Source organism: Okeania sp. SIO2C9 (assembly GCF_010672455.1).
In the GTDB taxonomy this organism is placed as follows: domain Bacteria; phylum Cyanobacteriota; class Cyanobacteriia; order Cyanobacteriales; family Microcoleaceae; genus Okeania.
The window spans coordinates 1-23,243 of sequence record NZ_JAAHGO010000108.1 but is presented as its reverse complement, the minus strand read 5'-3'; the positions used below and the strand labels follow the sequence as shown (position 1 = coordinate 23,243).

Here is a 23,243-nt window from a genome sequence, read left to right as displayed (position 1 = left end):
CGAGTTACTGCAATTAATGATTAAATTTAAACTCTGCTATAAAATTTCTGGTATTTCTCAGACCTATATTGCTCCTCAACTTCTAACAGAAGCTCAACCAGAATATGACTGGGATGAAAATAATAATTTGATTTTACGTTACACTTACGAATTTATGCCCAAGGGAATAATTACTCAGTTTATTGTAGCGATGCACGAGGATATTGAGGAGCAAAAATATGTATGGAAAAGTGGAGTTATTCTCAAGAAAAATAAAACTAGAGCAGAAGTAATTGAATATTACAGTAAGAGAGAAATAAAGATTAGAATTTCTGGGCAGCAAAAACGGGATTTAATAACCATTGTGACTCACGAATTAGATAAAATTCATAGTTCCTATAATAATCGACTCAAATATAATAAATTAATTCCATGTAATTGTGCAGCTTGTAAAAATAGTCAGAATCCTCACTTCTACAAATTTGATAAATTAAACGAATGGAAGAGTAATGGTAGACAAAAAACTAACTGCGATAATTATCCCTATGATGAAGTGGATATCCGAAGTTTAATTGATGATGTAATAGACATAGACTTGAGTAGGGAATTTTTCCAAGTTAGCCATTCTAGAAACTATACAATAAATAATAGCAGTGGCTCAGTAATACATATTAATGATAATCAGATTATTGGCAGTAAAACTATAAATCAAAAAATTGTTAATGACCAAAGCCGAAAAATTGAAAATCAAGACGGAAATGTTGTGGGTAATGTATTCGGTGATGAGAGTAAGATTCAAGATAAAGTAACAGTAAATTCTCCTGAAGCAGAAATAGAAAAACCCAATAAATTTGGATTTCTAGATTCCTTGACTTGGATGCAGAATGGGCAAATTATTTACTACTTGTTATGTACAATATTTGCCATTATTGGTATTGCTATATTATTTATCCATCCAAAATCAGTAGAGAAATTTCAAGAGATATTTCTCACTCCGCAAGTAGAAAAAGAATTCGATCAAAAGCAGTAATATTATGTCTAATTACAGCTACACAGTTTTAGCTGTATCAGTCTACTACAAATTTTACTTTTAACTTTTAACTTTTATAGCAATGAGCGCTGGTATATTTACAAATTGCAGGAAAGGCCAAATAGCTGAAAGTTTTATATTATCGGCAATTTATTCCCCCTGTTGCCTGTTGCCTGTTGCCTGTTGCCTGCGCACAGCGCTATAACTTTTAACTTTTGACTTTATATAAAATGGTGCGTTACGACGGATTACTAAATCCCTTTCATAGTCTTAATTTAAGCCGTAAATACGCACCCTACAAGTTTTACTATTAAATCTTACTTTCGACTTTTAACCTTAGATTTTCTAGACATTACTATCCTCACTAAATAATTTGTCTAAATTACGATAATCGCTAAAAATCCTAAGAATAACAATACCTCCTTCATGAGGATAATAAAAGATAATATAATCTTTAACTAGAAATCCCCTTAAACTTGGTCTAATTTGTGAATAGGATTTACCCATTTTTGGAAAATTAGCAAATAATTTACATTTTTGGCGAATTGCATCAAATAGGTTACTAGCAGAACGAGGATTATTTTTGGCAAGATAATCACAAATTTCATTAATGTCTTTAATTGCATCCTCAGAAAATTGATACTTTGCCATTAGTCTAGTCCATATTCATTTTTTAATCTATTTTGTAACTGCTCAAAAACTAATTCTCCATCTTTCACATTTCCCGCTAAAATTTGTTCAGTTGCACGATCAATTTTTTGGCGTAATTCCTCTAGTTGACTATCAACTTCATTATGATCTTCAGCTAAAATAATGATTTCCACTTTTTGACCTGCTGCAAATGGTAAATCTGATAAAACCAACTGCTGAGGATTATCAATTATTAGAGATTTTTTGTAAGCATTCATCGGTTTAATTAACTCCTTAATATTAGGTATTTAATATTATAATTGCAGTAACTTTGATCGAACATATTAGGACTAAGTTCAACGAACTTCTGACTTTATAGAAAATGGTACATTACGACGGGTTGTTAAATACTTTTCAGAGTCTAGATTTTAGCTGTGTCACGCCACTACAAATTTGACTTTTGACTTTTGAATTTTGAATTTTTAACTTATCTTACTTTTGACTTTTGACTTTTGACTTTTGAATTTATAACGCTCGACTAGAATTAAAAATAGCAATTAATGCCACACCAACATCTGCAAATACCGCTTCCCAAATATTTGCCAACCCTGCTATTCCCAACAAAATAAACAACCCCTTTACTCCTAGAGCAAAACCAATATTTTGCCAAACAATACGACGAGTTTTTCTGCCAATTTGTATTGCTTCAGTAACCTTAGAAGGATCGTCGTTCATAATTACAACATCCGCAGTTTCAATTGCAGCATCCGAACCAATGCCACCCATTGCCATACCAACATCAGCACGAGCAATAACCGGAGCATCATTAATTCCATCACCAACAAAAGCAACTTTCCCATTATTTTGATGTAGTAATTTTTCAATAGCATTAACTTTATCTTCTGGTAATAATTCAGCTTCATAACTATCTAAATCTAAATTTTTTGCCACCCGTTGAGCAACAGTTTGATTATCTCCCGTTAACATGACAGTTTTTTCCACACCCAAATTTTTCAAAGATTTAATTGCCTGAGCAGCATCTAATTTAATTTGGTCAGATATTAGGATATAACCAACATATTTACTATCAATTGCCAAATGAACTGCGGTATCTCCAATATCACAAATATCGTGCTGAATATCTTCTAAATGTAACAGGCGATCGCCTCCCGCAATAACTGTTTTATTACCAACTTTTGCCTTAATTCCACATCCAGCAATTTCTTGAAATTCTGACACATCAGAATAATCTATTTTCCGAGAATTATATTTATAAACTGCTTGAGCAATAGGATGGTTTGATAAAGATTCAACCTTAGCTGCTACTTCGACTAAATCTGTTTTAGTCAAGCCATTTTTTGTCACAATATCTGTCACCTGAAGCTTACCTTCTGTCAAAGTTCCAGTTTTATCAAAAACCACAGTTTTAATCGCAGCTAAATCATCTAAAAAAGTAGAACCTTTCACTAATATTCCTCGTTTTGCCGCTCCACCAACTCCACCAAAATAACCCAAAGGAATGCTAATTACTAATCCACAAGGACAGGAAACTACTAATACAATTAAAGCTCTATTTATCCAATCTGCATAAGTAGCGCCGGAGATAAATAGAGGAGGCAGAAAAGCTATCGCTAAAGAAATAAAGACAACTACTGGAGTATAGTACCTGGCAAAAGTCGTCATAAATCTTTCAGTTTTAGATTTTTTAGTTTTGGCAGTTTCAACTAACTCTAAAATCCTAGAAATTGAAGATTCAGAAAATGGTTTAGTCACACGAATTGTTAAGACTCCCGTTTGGTTAACCATGCCTGCTAATATTGTTTGCCCAACTGTAAAATTTCTAGGTATTGATTCTCCAGTTAAAGCAGAAGTATCAACTTGAGAACTTCCAGAAATAATTTCACCATCTAAGGGAATTCTTTCTCCTGGTTTAACAACTATCTCACTACCAACTTCTACTATTTCAGGAGATACTTTTTGTAGAGAATCGTCAATTTTTAAATTTGCATAATCAGGGCGAATTTCTAATAATGACTTGATAGAACTGCGGGAACGTTTTACAGAATATTCTTGGAATGTTTCGCCAATTTGATAAAACAACATAACTGCCACTGCTTCCGGCAATTTATGAATAGCGATCGCTGCCAATGTAGCGACAGTCATTAAAAAATTTTCATCAAATATTCTACCTTTCAAAATATTTTTTCCAGCGCTGGTAAGTACAGTCCAACCACTATATATATAGATAGGAATAAACACTATATATTTTCCTATTCCATAGGCACTATTTTGTAATTGTTGATAGAAAATTAAACCTAAAATATAGATGATAATAACTGGAAGTAGAGGTAAAATTTCTTGTTTTAAACTTGACTCCTGAATAGGTTGATTAGTATCAGTATGGTTTTCTTCATGGTTACAGCTACAACAATGAGAATGATTATTATTACTCATTTTTATTCTGCTCCTCAAACAAGACATTTTTTATTGTCAACATTATAATCAATTAAATTAAAAATTAACGTATATATTATTTCTATTTAATATCTTAGATCGTGTCTCTTTAAATAACCCCAATAAAAAATTTAGGGAGTAGTAGGGAGTAGGGAGCAAGAGGAAATTTGTTTGCTCCCCATGAAAAGCAGTGCGACCCCGCGACGACGAAAGATCGCTTGCGGAACGCGCACTCCTGTGACAGAAAAAATATTCTCTCTCAAGAGAAGAACATTTTTATTATGGCTAATTAATGATGCTTGATATTATAACCCACATTCCGCACTTTAAAATGTAACACAAAGAGATACATGAATCATCATCAGAATTTGAGCCAACAAATTAAACAAATCAATTGTATAGAACATAAAAAAAGTGAGCGACACGAGTATTGTTGGTTAACTTGGGAGTTCTGTTGGCAGCAGAAAAAACAGGAGCAAGTATACTCCTGTCAAGAACATCAATCAATGTTCTCAATTTAGGTAGTGCTACGCACAGCTATGCGATCGCACACCATCAAAATTACTGATAATATCTTTGGCAAGCGGAGGGTAAAAACTGTAAAATTAAACTCCTACCTGCTGTGAGATTAACTACTTGTTGCCGTTGATTTATTGTTAACAAATTAACTCCTTGAAAACATTGAAATATCCACCTTGACGTGGGAGTATTTGTCAGTTTTCCTAACTGGTTTTTGACTCCATTATTGGTTATTTTTAAAGTATTATCAACTCTCTTTGGCCAAGATTATATACTAATAAACACAGTGACATAAAAAATATTTGAGGAAAATCCCGCCTCTTTCACAACTTTGTTGATTTTTATAGTTCCAAAGTATTTCTGGAGCTTGTATTTATTAAGATGACTCAATATTTGTAGCTAAAATAAATCTGCCTGCCACTAGAGTTCTTATTTCTATCTCCGATACTCTTGGTTTAATTTCTATTTGATGATGATAGATTATAGACTGTTTATTTGATTTTTTTTTCCTAACTTATGTCGATTATACACCCCATTATTTTAGTTTTTTGTTGATAGATTTTAAGTTATTTTGAGCCTGATCAAATGTATCAATTCCGGTTGTTTTTAATTTTTTTGCTAGCTTTAATGCTGTCTTTTTTTATTGTTCATTTTTTTGACTATAACTTCTGGATATCACTTTTTTTGCAGGATTAACTTTCAACGATTAACCATCTTTGTTTGACTGCAGCATAAGTGACTTTTTGCTCTAACCATTTATATCCAATTTCAATAATTACCCTAGCTTTTTCTTGAATTTATAGTTCTGTTTCCGGGGAAAATTTTACTTCTTAAAGGTCTAATTAAATTATTTATTTCGCCTTTTTTAAAGTCATTGGGACTCGAGTATACCATTTTAAATTTGAGATTAATTTGATATTCTCTTGGCTATAGAAGGCACTATCACAGACCATAATACTATCTATTTTTATTTGTTTTTTCACCTCAGTTAAAATTTGACCAAATACTGCTTTATCTGATTCATTTCCAGACCTCTGTCCTCATAAACAATGGTATTCCACTATCACTACTGACTATCAAATCTAATACACATTTCTTTAAGTCTGGTCGATGGTCACGGGAGTACCCTTTTGTAATTAATATCGGTTTTTGTTGATGATTTTCTATAGATTCAATTTGATTGTATTCTCCATGTAAATGAAATGAGGTGGCATCTAGGTGAGCATATTTAGTCTCTATGTTAAACTTTTTAATAACTAATAATACTATTTCTATAAATAAATTTGTTAGGGTTTATCTCAATTTTGAATAAAGCCAAAAATTTATCGCTTTTAGGCAACAGCTCCAGAAAGCAACAGGCAACAGGGAATATATAGGAAAAAAGTATTTTTACAAATATGATATGCACCCATTTGTTAACCCTAATTTATAAATTTCATCCATCACTCTACCAATTTTATAATCGTTTAAATATTCACGCTTAGTACCTGTTCCTGATAATTTTTCTACAGCTTTGTCTTCAAAAAACTGACTAAACAAATATAACGGACGTGATACCATCCCTAACCCATTAATAATTAAAGCTTTAATTACTTGTCCGGCAGTAATTTTTTCTCGATTATCTACTCCTAATTTTTGGTTAACTATTTCTACTATTCCTATTTCATCAATTAGTCCTGCTAATATTCCTAAATGGTCGATATTTTTAACTTTTATTTATTCCATTAAAGATATTTTTTTTAATCTTAAAAATCATGATAACATCAGCTTTATGATCTCACTTGAAGTCACTAAACACCATAAGTAATTCTACTTGATTAAATACACAAGTTTTATGTAATCTATTATAATTCAAATTGAAGTGCGGAATGTTGGTTATACAGCGCTTTTCAAATTGATGAACCACATCTTCACAAGCAAAACTTTGTAGGGAAGTTTCATGGAACGTCTCTACTGTAGTCTACCCAAATGAAAACTGCTTTCAACAATTAATAATGAATAATGAATAATGAATAATGAATAATGAATAATTACCTCTCCTTGAAAAAAAGAGGATTGACTAATAATGAAATTTTTTTTATTATTCCCTTAAAAGGGGAGGCTTTAAACCACAATTTTTCGGTAAATAACGACGGAGTAGTTATACCAGTTTTATATGAGGTTGCATAGAATTTGAAATTCATTAAATCGATCTATATCTATCTACACTTACCTGCAGTCAATTATGCTTGAAATATTATTCTATGCAGCTTCATTTCAATTTGGTATTAGGTGGAGGAACCGTCGGATTGGCGATATAAAGTCAGAAGGGAAGAAGAAGAAGAAGAAGGAAGTTTTTTATCACCAATTAAACAGATATAATATTCAACTAAAATTAATAGAAAAAAATTATAGAAAACAGGAAGGAAGAGTGAAAAATAAAACAATGCTCGAAAAGATTATTAGTAGTGTACAAGTAGTGATTTTTCCAAAAATAAACATAGTTTATAAGCAACTCAAAAAAATCTTGACCTACTCCAATTCTATATAATGTTTACAATATAAGTAACTTAGTCTTAAAAAATGTGTAATTAATTTTGCGTACCTGCTTAAATACTATTCCAATATAATTCCAATCTATAGCAATTCCCAAAAAGGGTGAGGTACAAAATTCGTTTGTTTTAGGGAATAGGGAACAGGGAATAGGGAATAGGGAATAGGGAATAGAATAGAAAAAAGGTAGGTGTACCTCATTAGTCTGAGAAACGCTATATTAGACTTGTCGCTTTATAACTTAAAAAAATCCCAAAAACCTTGTTCTGTAAAGATTGTAGCTATTGGATAGCAAAAATGCTTGGAATTATTGCTCTGTCTAGGTTAGAGTGATTTTTTCCCTTTATTTAGCGACAACTCTATTATAATATCATGTCCGCTATCATGTCCGCACTTTATCCTTTGTGTAAACCCAAGGATGAATATTTACAGGAAATTTAAGTTTTTTTCTTGCTCAATAGTCTTCCTTCCTCTTCCCTCTTCCTTTCAAATTTACGCTAAACCTGCTGCTTGTAATGCTGTCCAAACTCTATTGGAACACATCTGTGGTGTCAGAGTCGCGATCGCCAACCACTGAATACCCAAAGGTCCTACTTCTGGATCGTCACTACTAAGATTAGTTGGTTTCGGTTCCACCCTACACTGATAGATAATATTTAAACAATGAAGTAACTTCCCCTCTCCTTGAGGAAAAAAATTCTCTGCTATTGTTAGCAGTCCCTCTACTTGAAAATCAGTAATTCCTGTTTCTTCTCTAATTTCCCTTGCTAGTCCTTCCATCAGGGTCTCTTGTGGTTGCAGTCCCCCTCCTGGTAAGTCCCAACAGTTAGGTTTTGGGTCTGTCATTTGATGCAGCAATAAAACTTGATTGTCTGCGACGAATAACCCTAATACTGCTACTCTCAATCTTACTTCTGTTTGCATTTATTTTAATTAATATTAACTCAACTTCTTTCAGATATTAAGTTGAAGTCTAGTTATTTAGCAATTGTATTTGAGCTTCTGAAAATGCGATCGCTTTAGTGACATAGAACCCATTTGAGATTTATTTAAAAAGAGATGGAGAGTTAGGGAAATAGAAAAATGGGGAGTATTTTTCCACCTTTTTCCTTTATGCTTTCCCCTGATATCCTGACTCAGTCCTCGGTCCTCCTGACTCCTAGTCAAAAAACGCCTGTCCCAAACATTGATACCATTTGAGATGTATATTCATTTTTAGTTGGACAATATGTAATCTTAAAGACTTTCACAAAAAAATTTTCAGATATTCTAAATATTAATAAACTTATTACTAAGTAGTTATACTTTAATTTATCTAATTTATCTATATTAAAAACAATAATTATACTCTTTTCTCTGAGATTCAAAGTTCATCAGAACTGCTCAACAACTTTTAGGCCAGATGCAACCTCTGAAAAAACATCATCAAGAATCCTCATAGCTGAATATATAAGATCGAATTCTCTACATCAATACTCAAAATATAACTTTTTTTTATGATTTATATTTTGATAGTCTTTATATGGTTATATGTTAGATGTTTGTAGAAAAAATTTAGCGGTTTGTTTCTCAAAAAAATGATTTATGTTAGGATTAGTATATGATATCAATTACCAATAAAAATTGGGAATGTATACTAGGGTGCATTTTAGGGTGTATTTGGTTTGTTAAAATACAGGCGATAGATGGTTGATTGCATCGGATTAACCCAACTGGTAGTTCCAGGTTTCACCCTATTCAGATACTAAATTAGGGGATGTCATTATCTATAATTAGAGTAATAATAAGAGTATTAGAGAGAAAAAAATTACAGCTAGGGGGTATCCATAATGATTGACTTTGACGGGTTTTACATTTTACTAACAGCTACGGTTTATTTGGGATTAATTTACTTAGCATTGAGCTGGATTCCAAATAGAATTAAGAAGCTGGGCTAAAGTTGGAGGTTAATGGGATAGGGGATCAATGTAAAAACTTTATTCTAATAAATATTATCATTGGAGCGATCGCCTATTAACCCCACCCTTTCCAAGCAAGATATTTTTATTACTCTACCCAATAATATTAAGAAGAGTAAATAAGTAAAAATACCTGTTATAAAATTAATTATCTAATTTTTCTAAGGGTACAGAAAGAAACAAACCAAATTCTTGAGCAATATTACAACTAACTCTGGCATGAACCTTGCCTTGGCAATCATAAAAACTAGCTTCTGAAGTTAGTGGAAAAATTCCTTCGTGCCAAATATTAGGATGTATATATAGTCCTCGAGTGCCATCAAAATAAAAAGCTTTAAAATCTTCTGGTTTCACATCATCACCAGCTAAAGCCAAAGGTACAACAAATGGCGAACTATTCAGAGGAAAAAATAATTGTCCACTGTCTGGATGATAATTTGTATGCCATAACAAAACACAAGAAGGATCTAATTTTTCCTGGGGAATTTTTTGAGCTTCCCCAGGATTTTTTGACCAACCAAATAAATATTGATCGTTCACCGCTTGGTTTCTACCATACAAAAAATCTCCTTCCCACCACACATCAAAATTGCCTGCAGTAGTACCACCTTGATTACCTGTATCTACATCTATCGGACGCCAACCTTGAGCAGGCCAAGTAACAATTTCAATGGGAAAATTGCGATAATCATCTACCAGTTGTCCATAACCTTTGAGTGACTCAGGTGTAGCAATGACAATTGGCAGTTTGTACCAAGGCAGTTCTAGGGGTACATCAGGAGAAAGATAATCAATTGGTTGTATCATTGGTTATAGCAGGGAATAGGGAACAGGGAATAGTAAACTGTAAGAGGGTTTTAGGATTGAAAAATATCCTAAGCAATTCTTGTAGTGCTATATCAAAAAGTTTCTTTGACCCTCTACGTCGGCAGGAAATTTACTATAGCAAGGAAGGAGTTGGTTAGGACTTAGGTTAATAATGAACCTTACGCAAGGAAATGTTTTTCCTACTGTTCCCTGTTCCCTGCTATAACAGTTTTGTAATCATTCTACTATAACTATCTTTTTTGAATTTGGTATAACCCTATCTAACTACTGTTCGATCATCCCACCTATGGCAAAATATTATTGAGGTAGATATATTAGACAGGGGTAGATAATGCAGGAAACTCCAACAACTTTTGTCTCATCCACGGAACAACAAATAAAAAATGTTAAGCAGGCAAAAATTTATTTCAGCTTAGGTAAAGTTTTAGCAAAAAAGGAAGAATGGAAAGAGGCGATCGCTGCTTATCGTCAAGCAATTGACAGAGAACAAAATTTTGCAGATGCTTACCACTTTTTAGGTGATGCTTTGGTAGAAACGGGAGATCAAACAGAAGCAATAAAAGTTTATCAAAAAGCAGTTGAAATCAACCCAGAATTGTGGGAAGTATATCATAAATTAGGGAGTTTATTGCAAGAAAAAGAAGAGTTAGAAGAGGCTGTTTTTGCTTATCATAAGTCTCTAGAATTAAAGCCAGATTTTTGTTGGTCTTATAATAACTTGGGAGATATATTAGTTAAGTTAGAGAGGTGGGAAGAAGCAATTGATGCTTATCGTCGAGGGATAGAATTAAATCCTGACTTTCCTTGGAGCTATTGTAAATTGGGGGATGTATTAGTGAAGTTGGGGAATTGGCGAGAGGCTATTGCTGCTTATCGTCAAGCAGTGATGAGAAATCCTCAAGCTCCTTGGTCTCTCTACAAGTTGGGGGAAATATTGCGCCAGCACGGTCAATTTGAGGAAGCTGTGGACTATTTACGGCAGGCCATTGAGTTCAAAACAGATGCGCCTGAGTTTTATCAAAGTTTGGGAGCAGCATTGGTGAAGTTAGATCGATGGCCAGAAGCAGAGGAGTATCTTAACCAATTAATTCAGTTTCCTCCTGACTCTCTTCCTACTTTCCGTGGAAGCTTTCTTCAGTTAGGAAAGGTATTAGCTACACAAGGAAAGTTGAACTCAGCAATTGTAGCTTACTCTCATGCAGTCGAGATTAACCAAAACTATAATTTATCTTACCATAATTTAGGGGATGTTCTGGAAGAAAAAGGATTATTATATCATGCTTTTATAGTTTATCAAAAAGCAGTTGAATTTGCTGAATCGCCAGTAATTTTAAATAATTTGAATAGAAAAATTGAGCAGTTAGAAAATAAATTCAAGAGGATGGATAATTTATTTTTGCAGTTATCTCCTTCTCAATTGACTGCTGAAGAAATAATAATTGATGCCGAATTTCCTTTGACTCCAAATAATAGTTTTCAGAGTCAAGATTATGACCGAAATGGAATTCCTTTCCGCTGGACAATGGCTGGAAAACCTTTTGGGTTTGAGATTTTTTACGACCGTACTTGTGCCAACAAAATTCAACTCATGTTAGTCAATCAATCTATAGATAATTTAACAGTTTATTGTGTGATTAATAATCATGTAATTCAACTAGAGAAAGAACTTAGCGAAGATGAAAATTATGCTATTTTTACAGGAATTTTATCAGAACGTCAAGTTCAAGGTCAAACTAGAATTGATGTAATTGCCATACATGAAAATGAACAGTTGCATCTAACTAATAATATATTGACTTTGAACATACAAAAAGATAGAATCATTAGCGTACCTTTCTCTAGGTTAAGCTTGAAAAATTTAATTCCTGTAGTTTCTTGATTTTAGACTTTGCCTTTAAGGACGTGGTTTTATTAAAAAAGCGGTCAGCTGCCAGCAGTCAGCAAGATTGTTTTTTTAACGTTTAAAAGGGGATTTCAACTCCTCCTAAACAAGCCCGATAAATAGTTGTAGGTAATTTTAACCCAAAGCTATAAAAACTGATAGTTAAATTTTCAAAACTTATAGCTAGTTAAGTTTTGAAATGTGGTCTATTGAAGAAGGAAAAATATCGACTAATTATTGTTTTATACAACTTTTAAAAAAAATGATACAAACAAGTTTCACCTCTATAAAAGATGCTTAAAAATAGTATATTCAATATATTTAAAGTAGTCATATATATCATTTATCCCATTTTTTTCATATTTACTCCTTCTTCCTTCTTCCTTCTTCCTTCTTCCTTCTTCCTTATCTAACAAACATTTATCAAATTGGTATTATATTATGCCGAGAATTGCTGCAACAATTTGTACTTATAATCGCTATGACTATTTAGCAAAAGCTGTTGAAAGTCTGAGAAATCAAACTTTGGCTCAGGAGGAATACAAGATTCTGATTATTGATAACTCTCCAGACTATGAATATGCTCAGAAAGTGCAGCAAGAATATCACCAACCACCATTTTTGATTTACCATATTGAAAAAATTCCCGGGCTGTCCAATGCTCGAAATGTGGCTGCTAAACTATGTGAAACAGAATTTATCGCCTATCTAGATGATGACGCGATCGCTTCTTCCCAGTGGTTAGAAAAAATAGTAGCAGGTTTCGACAGCTTTGGCACTAATGCAGCAGCTTTAGGAGGTAGAGTAGATCCAATTTGGGAGACCGAGCGCCCTACTTGGTTGCATGATGAGTTACTTAGTTATGTTTCAGTGGTCAACTGGGGTGGAGAAATACGGGTTGCCAAACCTGATGAATGGTTTGCCGGAGCAAATATTTCTTTCCGGACTCAAGACATTCTAGAAAATGGTGGCTTTGATGTTTCTCTGGGACGCACTGGCAGCGGAACATCTCTAATGAGCAACGAAGAAATTCATCTTCTGAATCAAATAAAAAGTAAAGGCAAGCTCACCATTTATGCTCCAGAAGCTCAAGTTGACCATTTAGTTGAAAAAAAGCGATTAAATCATAGTTGGTTTCGCAAACGAGTTGCTTGGCAAGCAGTTTCAGACTATCAAATGAACCCAGAAAAAGCAATTCAGGACGCTCAATCTGGATGGAGTTTTTTGTTAGAATATTTCTTTGGACTACCGCCGAAAGAACGAAGTATTCGAGGGTTATTTTACGACACCGACGATCCGAAACAATTTCGAGAGCAACTTTGGGTGCTGTCTACATTTACAGCAATGCTCTTATCTGGGTTTGATGGTGTGGATAAATAGAGGTAGGAGGGTAAGCATGATCGCTTTTAAGTCAAATTCAAGTCTCAAAGAAACAGATATTTTAGTTTTATCCCCCACACCAACTTATCCTATTAATCAAGGAAATAGAAAACGAATTTATTCAGTTTGTCAACAGTTACAAAACCGGGGGGCGAAAATTCATTTTCTGCATTATCCTCAAGACATTGTCGCCCATATTCCCAGTCAGTGGTATAAGGAGATGACAAATCAGTGGTATTCTTTTCACTCTGTACCTACCACTCGCCCCGTGCAAACTCCAGCAATAGGGGAAGATCATTTAATAGATGAATGGTGGGATCGAGGGTTAGAAGATTATTTGAAATGGCTATTTCAACACAACTATTATGATGCTTTTATTGTTAACTATACTTATTTAAGTAAAGCATTTGAGTTTGCCCCTAGTTATATTTGTTGTATTCTGGACACTCACGATCAATTTACTGGACGTAGACAGTTACTGGAAAGTCAAGGCATCTCCCCTGAATTTTTCCACACAACAGCAGACCAAGAAACTATTGCCTTGGAGCGGTCAGATTTAGTTTGGGCAATAAAAGAACAGGAAGCCGTATTTTTCCGAGAAATTGCCAAAACTCCTGTTTGTACTATGCTCCACATTGAACCTGAAAATTTGATTCAGCGATTTCTCAGACCAGAGGATGAGGATTATTTAGTTATTGGGATGATTGGGGTAGGTAATAGTATTAATACAACCAACGCTAGAGCTTTTCTCGAACAAGTTCGTCCCCTGTTTGTCAAATACTTAGCACCAATTAAAATTAAATTTGCCGGGAGTTTATGTGAAAATTTACAAGACTTAGAAGATGTTGCAGGGATTGAATTAATGGGTAGAGTAGAAACTGTAGATGAATTCTATCAAGCTGTGGATGTGGCGATCGTACCCATGAGTTTTAGTACAGGGTTAAAAATTAAAGCAGTGGAAGCATTGGCAACAGGTTTACCCATTATTGCTCACCGTCACGCTTTTGAAGGTATTCCTTCTACTAACCCTTACCATAATTGCGAGAGTTTAGTTGAAATAGGAGAAAAATGTTTAGAACTAGCATTTGAACCCAGTCAACTTTCACTATTAGCTGAAGCAACTAAAACTGCATACACTCAAATGAAAAGTCAGGTTGAGAATGCAATTAACCTAACTACTGACTACATCTTCAAAAGCAAAACCTTTATTATAATTATTATTAATCATCAGTTCTTCGTTGAGAATTCACCAGAATACGATCATACCCTGCAAACAATTAACTATCTGAAAAATCTTGCCCATCTCATCTATTATGTAGATACTCCTCTTGACCGAAAAAAGGCAAAGCGACTACATTGGTACGATCGCGAAGGCAGAGTGATTTTATCTCCCCATGCAGCACGAGCATCAGGATTAAAAGATGAGCAGTTTATCGATCATAGTTCGCTTTTAGGGATTTCCTGTGCAATTTGGAGCTTGGAGGAACTATGTACTCAGCGACAAATTATTGCTTTGTGGTTGATGGAAATTCCCGCAGAATTTCAGAGTGGGATACCATACTCAATACAGAATATTCCCATCTACGCTCTAACTGATGTGCTACGAAGCTATACTCAACCTGGAACAGATGGCCAAACAATAAAATGTCTAAAGGATTGCCAAAACCTCACATTGGTTAATAGTAGTTTATCTGCCACATATTTAGAGTCATCTTGGATGCCAAATGCTAAAATCGCAATTGTTCCTTATTGGAGACAACAACCTTGGAAAGTGAAAGAACGTTGGGCAAATACACCCGATGATCATAAACGAGTAATAATTCTAGTAGTTCCTCAATCCCTGGAGTTAGCCCAAATAGTTTGGGGTTTATGCTGTAAGCTATTTCCAGAAAGTTTAAAACCTATAGTATTTCTGGCCAAGGATGAACAACTGGATAAGACAAATAGAAGTTCAGCATCTTGGCAACAAGATAGTCAGTTTCTCCAGAATATTGTTTCTGTATCTGACTTGTATCACAATATCATTGCTTGGGATCGAACCCCTTGGTTTGTTGTTGACTTAAGTTGCGAACATCTAGCATTTGCCATCTATCGAGAAACCATACTCAGAATTGGGGTTCTACGGATCTTACCACAGAAAAGATTATCATCTTTGGTTCAGGAAGACGACCTCAAACCAGCATCTGGAATAGAGTTGGTGAAGGTATTAGGGAGGTTGGCAAGCGATCGGGAATATTTGGCACAGATGCAGGAGAAAACATATCAAAATGCAGAGATAATATATGCTAATGATGCAGGATGGTCTAGAATTTGGCGAGAGGTGACTGAGATTAATAGGATAGTAGAGGAGGAAGATTAGTCCTATGAATTCTTCTCGATCTACAATCACTAATGAAACATTTTTGTAGTGGAGTACAAGAAAATAATGGATAAGACTTTAGTTATTTTTTCAGTTCCGAGAACAGGTTCTAACTTTGTTTGTAATCTCATCAACTCATTCAAAGAATTTGAATGCTTCGGCGAAGTTTATCATAATAAAAGTGTATTTGCTCCTTATAAAAGGAAGCAAGAATTTATAAATTATTTGACTCAATCAAGAGGAGTAGAACAAATCAGTATAGGAAAGAATGATTATGAAGATTTAGAGTTAGTAGAATATGCACATCAATATCCGGATTTGTTTTTAGAAAGTATGCAGCAGACTTCTCAAAAGAAATATCTTGGTTTTAAAATCTTCCAATATCATCTAACTGAAGAGGATATGCAACGAGTTATGTTAGAGAACAAAAATATTATTAAATTAATTTTAAAAAGAAACCTTTTAGAAGCATACGCATCTGATTGTATTTTGGTGAAAAATTTGAAACAAATGGGAAATAAGGCTGCTCATCATTTAGATACCAGCCAAAATAAGGTTAATTTTGAGGAAAAACATTTCCAGAACTGGTTCAAAAGAACGACAGAGTATTACTCTATGCTAGAAAAGCTTTGTATCAATTTTCCGAAAGAGCATTTTTTTATGACCTATGAAGAAGTTCATAAGCATGATAACAACCAAGATAAAGCTTTATATGTTATTAACAGTCTTAATCAAATGGGATTTGAGATAGATTACAATCAAGATATGGATAATTTTTGTTTTCTCAAGAAACAAGATTCTAGAGCTTTTGTATTAGAAAAATTTGAAAACCCAGAAGCCGTAAAGGAGTTTTTATTCCAGAATGACCTAAAAAATCTTTTGAATAACTAATCAGGTATTATTTATGTTTTTAAGCGCAGATAGAATAGAGTTTTTCCAAAAAGAGTTTAATATAGCTAGATATCAGTTTCAAGCACTTAAAAGATTACATAATTTAAGTGATGGTTTGGTAAATAAAACTGTTTTAGAAATTGGTGGCAGCAATCTGCCGAGAGAATTAATACTTAATGATTTGGAGTGCAAAAAATGGGTCTCAGTTGATGTTATTCCTGAATCTCACTATGCTTTGAAAAAACAGACCAAGCATTATCAACAGGAAAAGGTCTACTCTTTGAAACAAGCAGAAAAATTCATCTCTTCGGAATCTTATATTATTTTTAATGGTTTTGCAGAGAATATACCAAATGTACTTGATAACTATTTTGATGTTGTTTTCTCTGTAGCTAGCTTTGAGCATATTGGAAGACTTCAACTTGTTGTACAAAAGATTTTTGAGTCTCTCAAAATAGGTGGACTTTTGTATAGTCGCTTTGGTCCTATATTTTCTTGTTGTACTGGTCATCATATCAACTTTCAGGGATTTAATGAAAATATTCCTGAATTTGCTCATTTGCTGATGCGTCCATTTGATTTACTGAAACATCTTAGGAATTTTTACGATCTTGAGACTGCTTCGGATATCATATACCGAATTTATTTTAGTGAAAGGATAAACAGACTATTCTACGAAGATTATGAAGCTTGCATGGCTTTGTCTAGTTTTAATGACTTTAAATGTACACCTTTTGGTATACAAGCTGTTCCTATGAACACTTTAGCAAAATTGTCTGAGGTATATCCCTGGAGTTCAAGATTTGATGCCTATGGTATGGAAATTGTTGCTCATAAAACCCATTAGTTAAATAGACTATAATAGATCGCCCCAATCAAACTTTCTAGTTTCATACTAGAAACTTTCTGTTGGTGTTATATCATGTCCGGATAATTAGTGATAAAAAAACTTTCTCCTTCTTCATTCTTTCTACCCTCCTGTCTCCTGTCTCCTGTCTCCTGACTCCTTCGTCGTTTATTTATAACTGTTCAACCGGACATGATATAATATCATGTTCGGTTGAATAATTACACTTTGGGTGAAGTAAGGCAGCTATGCTGAGGGCAGAAGGCAGAAGGGAAAGAAAGGTTCAAGGCCAGAAGTTTTTTTTGTAACTGATTATCCGAACATGATATTACAACTAAACTAAATTAAAATCATCAGTGATAACTTCCCAGTTACTGTGACTATTCCCTGGATAGGCAATAGAATCACGAGTACCGTCATTGTCCATTAACCAGATGGCGTTTTTGCCCTCAGTGCTATTGCGCCAGAGGATATCTGGTATTTGATCTTGGTTGAAGTCTGTGACTTCTTCTATTGCCCAGTTACTGTCAGGGTTCTTGCCCGGATAAGCAATAGAACTACGAGTACCGCCAGAGTTCATCAACCAGAGTTCGTTCTTGTTTTCGTTGGTGTTTCGCCAGAGGATATCTGGTACTTGATCTTGGTTGAAGTCTGTGACTTCTTCTATTGTCCAGTCACTGTCACGGTTGTTGCCTGGATAGGCAATAGAATCACGAGTACCGTTATTGTTCATCAACCAGATCCAGTTTTTGCCCTCAGTGCTATTGCGCCAGAGGATATCTGGTATTTGATCTTGGTTGAAGTCTGTGACTTCTTCTATTGCCCAGTTACTGTCAGGGTTCTTGCCCGGATACGCAATAGAACTACGAGTGCCGTCATTGTTCATCAACCAGAGTTCATTCTTATTTTCATTAGTGTTCCGCCAGAGGATATCTGGTACTTGATCTTGGTTGAAGTCTGTGACTTCTTCTATTGTCCAGTCACTGTCACGGTTGTTGCCTGGATACGCAATAGAACTGCGAGTACCGTCATTGTCCATTAACCAGATCCAGTTTTTACCCTCAGTGCTATTGCGCCAGAGGATATCTGGTATTTGATCTTTATTGAAGTCTGTGACTTCTTCTATTGCCCAGTTACTGTCAGGGTTCTTGCCCGGATAAGCAATAGAACCACGAGTACCGCCAGAGTTCATGAACCAGAGTTCGTTCTTGTTTTCATTGGTGTTCCGCCAGAGGATATCTGGTACTTGATCTTGGTTGAAGTCTGTGACTTCTTCTATTGCCCAGTCACTGTCACGGTTGTTGCCTGGATAGGCAATACTGTCACGAGAGCCATCAGAGTTCATTAACCAGATTTGGTTTTTACCTGAACCACTATTACGCCATAGAATATCTGCCATTCCATCGCTATTAAAATCAAACCGGACTGGTTCACCACCGCTAATAGTAGTGAAGTTCCAGGTGCTGTTATCGGTAATACCAGCGTAATTATTGCCCGCAGTGTCTTCTATTGCTCCTGCTGCTATCTCGACATAATACTCAGTTCCTTCTGCTAAGTCAGCAGTGGGGTTGATGGTGAGGATATTGTTTGAGATTGTGACTTGACCGGATGTAACATCTATGGTATCTACTGTTGAATTGTCGCTAGCTTGCTTGATAACGATATTGCCTGCGCCTGCTTCGACATCTTCATTAAAGTCTATGACTAAATTTGCTGCTACTGCAACACCATTATCATTGTCGGCAGGAGTGAAAGTTTCGACCGTGGGTGCTTCTTCGTCAAGTTCGTTAACATTAGAGGAAAATTTCACTACATAGCTATCAGTATTGCCATTACTGGCCAAATCATTGTTGCCGTCAGAGTTGGTATCGATGCTGCCAGAGAAATATCCTGTAGCCCACACATTACCATTGCTGTCGGTGGCTATGCCATTGCCAATGTCACTACTGCTACCACCGATATTTTGTGCAAACAGAAAATTGCCATTGCTGTCGAGCTTCGCTACATAGCTATCATAACTGCTATTACTGGTCAAATCATTGTTGCCGTCTCCGTCGATATCCATGCTGCCCTGGAATTCTCCTGTAATCCAGACATTACCATTGCTATCGGTGGCTATACCATTGCCAGAGTTACTATTGCTACCGCCGATATTTTGTGCAAACAGCAAGTTGCCATTGCTGTCGAACTTGGCTACATAGCTATCAGAAACGCCATTATTGCTCAAATCATTATTGCCGTCTCCGTCGATGTCGATGTTGCCAGAGAATTCTCCTGTAGCCCAGGCATTACCATCGGTATCGGTGGTTATCCCTCTGCCAAAGTCACCACCGCTACCGCCGATGTGTTTGATAAACAGAAAATTGCCATTGCTGTCAAACTTGGCTACATAGCTATCAAAATAGCCATTACTGGTCAAATCATTGTCGCCGTCTCCGTCGATGTCAATGTCGTCATGGAAATATCCTGTAGTCCACACATTACCATTGCTGTCGGTGGCTATACCTGAGCCATAGTCATTATTAGTCCTAGCGCCGATGTTTTTGCCAAACTGAAAATTGCCATTGCTGTCGAACTTTGCTACATAACTATCAATCAACCCATTACTGGTCAAATCATTATTGCCGTCAGAGTCGATGTCGATGCTGCCATGGAAATTTCCTGTAGCCCACGCATTACCATTGCTGTCGGTGGCTATGCCCAAACCATCGTAAGGACGGGCAGCGTCGATTTTTTTGGCAAACTGAAAATTGCCATTACTGTCGAATTTGGCTACATAGCTATCCTCATTACCATTAGTCAAATCATTATTGCCGTCAGAGTCGATGTCGATACTGCCACTGAAATATCCTGTAGCCCAAACATTACCATTGTTGTCGGTGGCTATGCCATACCCCCGATCCTCATTGCTACCACCGATATTTTGGGCAAACAGAAAATTGCCATTGCTGTCGAACTTAGCTACATAGCTATCCTCATCGCCATTACTGGTCAAATCATTGTTGCCATCTCCGTCGATGTCGATACTGCCACTGAAATATCCTGTAGTCCACACATTACCATCGCTGTCGGTGGCTATACCACGGCCATAGTCACTGCCACTACCGCCGATACTTTGGGCTACTGCCAGTTGCAAACTAACTGGTTCGCTACTGTTAGCAGTGGTGAAATTCCAACTACTGTTGCCTAATATTCCAGCGTAATCATTACCTGTAGTATCTTCGATCGCCCCTGCTGCTATCTCAATATAATAGTCAGTTCCTGGTGCTAGGTCGGCAGTGGGGTTGATAGTAACGGTATCGTTAGAGATACTGACTTGACTGGAGGTAACATCTATGGTTTCTACTATTGAGTTATCGCTGAATTGTTTGATAACGATGTTGCCTGTACCTGCTTCGACATTTTCATCAAAGTCAATGACTAAATTTGCTGCTACTGCAATATCTGTCGCATTGTCAGCAGGAGTAAAAGTTTCGACTGTTGGTGGAGTTGAATCACTACCATCATTGATCGTGAAAGTTGCTGTAAAAGTTTGATTTGTTGAGTCACTGCCACTCCAGTTATCTTTATTGTTAAGTGCTGCTAAAAGTGTTGCCTGATCTCCCGTTGTAATTCCGGTGTATATTGCATTATCTACTTCACTGAACGCAACTGCATTAGTGCCATTAGTCAAACCTTGTGGTAATGCAGAAGTATTAGAGCTAGTAGCATCAGCTTGCCAGGTTGCTGCTCCTTCATTATTCAGAGCGGCGATCGCTGTATTTGTGCCTTGATAAGCAATAATCTGGTCGCCAGTAGCAGCAAAGTTCAAACTGCCAGATTCTGAAGCAGTTCCCACAGAAGCAAATGGAGTATTGTCAATCTCAACTACAGTTCCTGCCGAAATACCACCTGCTGGTGCTGTCCATGTAATTATCCCTTCACCTGTGCTGAAACCAGAATTATCGCCCTGCCAACCTTTATCGGTAAACTTAATTTCTTCTGATGCAGGAAGATCAACTAAAGCGACAAATTTAAAATTATCTGTGCCATCAGCATTGTACTGAACAAATGCAATGTCTCCAGGATTGAGTGTTGTGTTTTCTTCTTGATTATTGATATTTACAGAAATATCTGCTGGTTCTAAGGGGTTGCCAGAGTTGTCATCGGCACCATAAGGAATGGATGCTTCTCCTTCAAAACCATCTAGTGGGGTAAAGGTGAGGTTCCCGTCATCATCTACGGCAAATGTTCCTTCTCCTGGGACTGTGATGTTTTTCTGTATTCCTGGGGTGTCTGTGTCCAGGTCGATGGTGGCGATGTCTACATTTTCATCGTTGTCGCTGATGTTGAATGTGACTGGGGTGTTGGGAGCTGTGCTTGCTGTGTCATCTGCTAATTCTCCTACGGGAGCCACATTTATGGTTATATCTGTGCTTCCTGATACGGTTGTTGTACCGTCGCTGACATTATAGGTGAAGTCTCCGGGGTCGTCTGTACCGTTGTAGTTGGCGGGGGCGTCGTAGAGGAGTCCTTGTAATTCCTCTGATGTTAATTGGTCTCCATTGTTGACTGCTGTACCATCAACTTTAGTGATTTGACCTAATATAGGCAGTCCGGTGACGGTGATAGTCAATGGGTCTCCATCTACGTCCGTGGGAGCTGTTAGTCCTAATGCTGTATCTTGACTGGCTTCATCTACGGTGATAGCGCTGCTATTGACTACAGGAGGGCTGTTGGTGGCTATGATGTTTATTGTTGTTGTAGCTGTGTTGCTATCGCTATTCCCATCATTTACCACTACTGTCACACTACGAGCGTTGGTTTTGGGATTTGTTGAGGTGTTGTTGTATGTTATTTGGGCTATAGCTGTCTGATAGTCTGCTAATGTGGCACTGCCTGTGAGTGTGATTTTTCCTGTAGCTTGGTCATAGCTACTTGCTGTTATTCCTGTTGGTAGAGCGCTGTTGACTGATAAACTTTCTACTGTATTTCCGTCTGGTCTGTTGGTTAATGTTATTGTAGCTGACTCTATATTTGTGTCATCTACGTCTGTAATCACAACATCACCGTTATCTCCTATGGCAACTGCATTTCCTCCTTCTATGAAGGTTGTTGTGTAGTCGTTACCTGTGGCTCCACTGCTGTCGTTACCGTCTAAATCTAATATGGGCAGGTCGTTGACTGTGGTAATGGTTATATCTGTGCTTCCTGATACGGTTGTTGTACCATCGCTGACATTATAGGTAAAATCTCCGGGGTCATCTGTACCGTTGTAGTCGGATGGGGCGTCGTAGAGTAGTCCTTGTAGTTCCTCTGATGTTAATGTATCTCCATTGTTAACTGCTGTACCATCAACTTTAGTGACTTGACCTAATGTTGGTAGTCCGGTGACGGTGATGGTTAGGGGGTCTCCATCAGCGTCCGTGGGAGCTGTTAGTCCTAATCCTGTATCTTGGCTAGCTTCGTCTACTGTGATGGCACTGTTGTTGGCTACTGGTGGGTTGTTATCACTAATATCAACAACGGTCGTAACCATACTCATTAGCGGACCGCCACTACCTTGGTCCGCATCATCCGTAGCTGGATCGCTATCTTCTGTGTTACCATCATCAATAATGTATTTAATAGTTACTGAATCTGGTTCCTCTCTCAAAGCAGCGTCTTTACTATAGGCAATATTTTGCAATGCCAGATCGACTAGAGCGCCAGTAGCATTATTATCAAATAATAGTTGTAATGTGCCATTGCTATTAATAGTAACTGTACCAATAGTAGTACCATTTACTATTAGAGAGTCTCCCTGTGTTAAAGCTCCTAATACTCCAGTATCACCACTACTAAATTTATCGTCACTATCTGCTCCTCCATCTCTTGCCAAGGTAAGGGTAGCACCACTGTAGTTGTCTCTTTCATCTAGTTCTATATCTGTAATTGTGGCATCACTGTCTAGAATAACTGGAACGCCATCTGGG

At 36.3% G+C, this 23,243-nt stretch carries 15 protein-coding genes and 1 pseudogene; 9 read left to right on the top strand and 7 right to left on the bottom strand.

Annotated features, from left to right (window positions below; translation table 11 throughout):
- Nucleotides 1–1,009, top strand: a 1,009-nt coding sequence (locus tag F6K23_RS36775) for a COR domain-containing protein (protein ID WP_293165583.1), incomplete at its 5' end; no start/stop codon positions are given.
- 345 nt (nucleotides 1,010–1,354) lie between these two features.
- Here the strand turns inward: F6K23_RS36775 and F6K23_RS36770 are convergent.
- The 3 genes from F6K23_RS36770 to F6K23_RS36760 form a co-directional block, all read right to left on the bottom strand.
- Complete coding sequence (locus F6K23_RS36770; protein WP_293165581.1) at nucleotides 1,355–1,660, bottom strand: type II toxin-antitoxin system RelE/ParE family toxin; 306 nt, start codon at nucleotides 1,658–1,660, stop codon at nucleotides 1,355–1,357.
- A complete protein-coding gene (locus F6K23_RS36765) occupies nucleotides 1,660–1,917 on the bottom strand; it encodes a hypothetical protein (RefSeq protein WP_293165579.1) in 258 nt (85 codons plus the stop codon). Before F6K23_RS36765 ends, F6K23_RS36770 begins: the two co-directional genes overlap by 1 nt.
- Nucleotides 1,918–2,164: 247 nt before the next feature.
- A complete protein-coding gene (locus tag F6K23_RS36760) occupies nucleotides 2,165–4,093 on the bottom strand; it encodes a heavy metal translocating P-type ATPase (protein WP_293165577.1) in 1,929 nt (642 codons plus the stop codon).
- Between the two features lie 180 nt (nucleotides 4,094–4,273).
- Here F6K23_RS36760 and F6K23_RS36755 point away from each other — a divergent pair, with 180 nt between their 5' ends.
- A complete protein-coding gene (locus F6K23_RS36755) occupies nucleotides 4,274–4,396 on the top strand; it encodes a hypothetical protein (RefSeq protein WP_293165575.1) in 123 nt (40 codons plus the stop codon).
- Nucleotides 4,397–4,526: 130 nt separating this feature from the next.
- Nucleotides 4,527–4,661 carry a hypothetical protein gene (locus F6K23_RS36750; RefSeq protein ID WP_293165573.1) on the top strand — a complete coding sequence of 45 codons (135 nt, stop codon included), beginning with the start codon at nucleotides 4,527–4,529 and terminating at the stop codon, nucleotides 4,659–4,661.
- Between the two features lie 1,367 nt (nucleotides 4,662–6,028).
- Here the strand turns inward: F6K23_RS36750 and F6K23_RS36745 are convergent.
- A pseudogene (locus F6K23_RS36745) lies at nucleotides 6,029–6,328 on the bottom strand (DUF4277 domain-containing protein); the annotation flags it as partial.
- A gap of 508 nt (nucleotides 6,329–6,836) precedes the next feature.
- Between F6K23_RS36745 and F6K23_RS36740 the strand changes: the two are divergent.
- Complete coding sequence (locus tag F6K23_RS36740; RefSeq protein WP_293165571.1) at nucleotides 6,837–7,142, top strand: hypothetical protein; 306 nt, start codon at nucleotides 6,837–6,839, stop codon at nucleotides 7,140–7,142.
- 494 nt (nucleotides 7,143–7,636) lie between these two features.
- On the opposite strand, the gene F6K23_RS36735 is transcribed toward F6K23_RS36740, so the two are convergent.
- Nucleotides 7,637–8,068 (bottom strand): NUDIX domain-containing protein, encoded by a 432-nt coding sequence (locus F6K23_RS36735; protein ID WP_293165569.1) that lies wholly within the window; start codon nucleotides 8,066–8,068, stop codon nucleotides 7,637–7,639.
- Nucleotides 8,069–9,246: 1,178 nt separating this feature from the next.
- Nucleotides 9,247–9,909 (bottom strand): ureidoglycolate lyase, encoded by a 663-nt coding sequence (locus F6K23_RS36730; RefSeq protein WP_293165567.1) that lies wholly within the window; start codon nucleotides 9,907–9,909, stop codon nucleotides 9,247–9,249.
- Nucleotides 9,910–10,261: 352 nt separating this feature from the next.
- On the opposite strand from F6K23_RS36730, the gene F6K23_RS36725 reads away from it, so the two are divergent.
- From F6K23_RS36725 to F6K23_RS36705, 5 genes are all read left to right on the top strand, one after another.
- The gene (locus F6K23_RS36725; RefSeq protein WP_293165565.1) at nucleotides 10,262–11,809 is read left to right on the top strand and encodes a tetratricopeptide repeat protein; all 1,548 of its coding nucleotides are present in this window, start codon (nucleotides 10,262–10,264) and stop codon (nucleotides 11,807–11,809) included.
- Nucleotides 11,810–12,253: 444 nt separating this feature from the next.
- Nucleotides 12,254–13,192, top strand: coding sequence for a glycosyltransferase family 2 protein (locus F6K23_RS36720; RefSeq protein WP_293165563.1), 939 nt, complete (start codon nucleotides 12,254–12,256; stop codon nucleotides 13,190–13,192).
- Nucleotides 13,193–13,208: 16 nt separating this feature from the next.
- The gene (locus F6K23_RS36715) at nucleotides 13,209–15,551 is read left to right on the top strand and encodes a glycosyltransferase (RefSeq protein ID WP_293165561.1); all 2,343 of its coding nucleotides are present in this window, start codon (nucleotides 13,209–13,211) and stop codon (nucleotides 15,549–15,551) included.
- A gap of 66 nt (nucleotides 15,552–15,617) precedes the next feature.
- Nucleotides 15,618–16,442: a hypothetical protein gene (locus F6K23_RS36710; RefSeq protein ID WP_293165559.1), complete on the top strand. Its 825-nt coding sequence runs from the start codon at nucleotides 15,618–15,620 to the stop codon at nucleotides 16,440–16,442.
- A 13-nt stretch (nucleotides 16,443–16,455) separates the two neighbouring features.
- The gene (locus tag F6K23_RS36705) at nucleotides 16,456–17,289 is read left to right on the top strand and encodes a methyltransferase domain-containing protein (protein ID WP_293165557.1); all 834 of its coding nucleotides are present in this window, start codon (nucleotides 16,456–16,458) and stop codon (nucleotides 17,287–17,289) included.
- Nucleotides 17,290–17,623: 334 nt separating this feature from the next.
- Here F6K23_RS36705 and F6K23_RS36700 read toward each other — a convergent pair.
- The coding region (locus tag F6K23_RS36700) for an Ig-like domain-containing protein (RefSeq protein WP_367267927.1) at nucleotides 17,624–23,243 on the bottom strand (5,620 nt) is incomplete at its 5' end.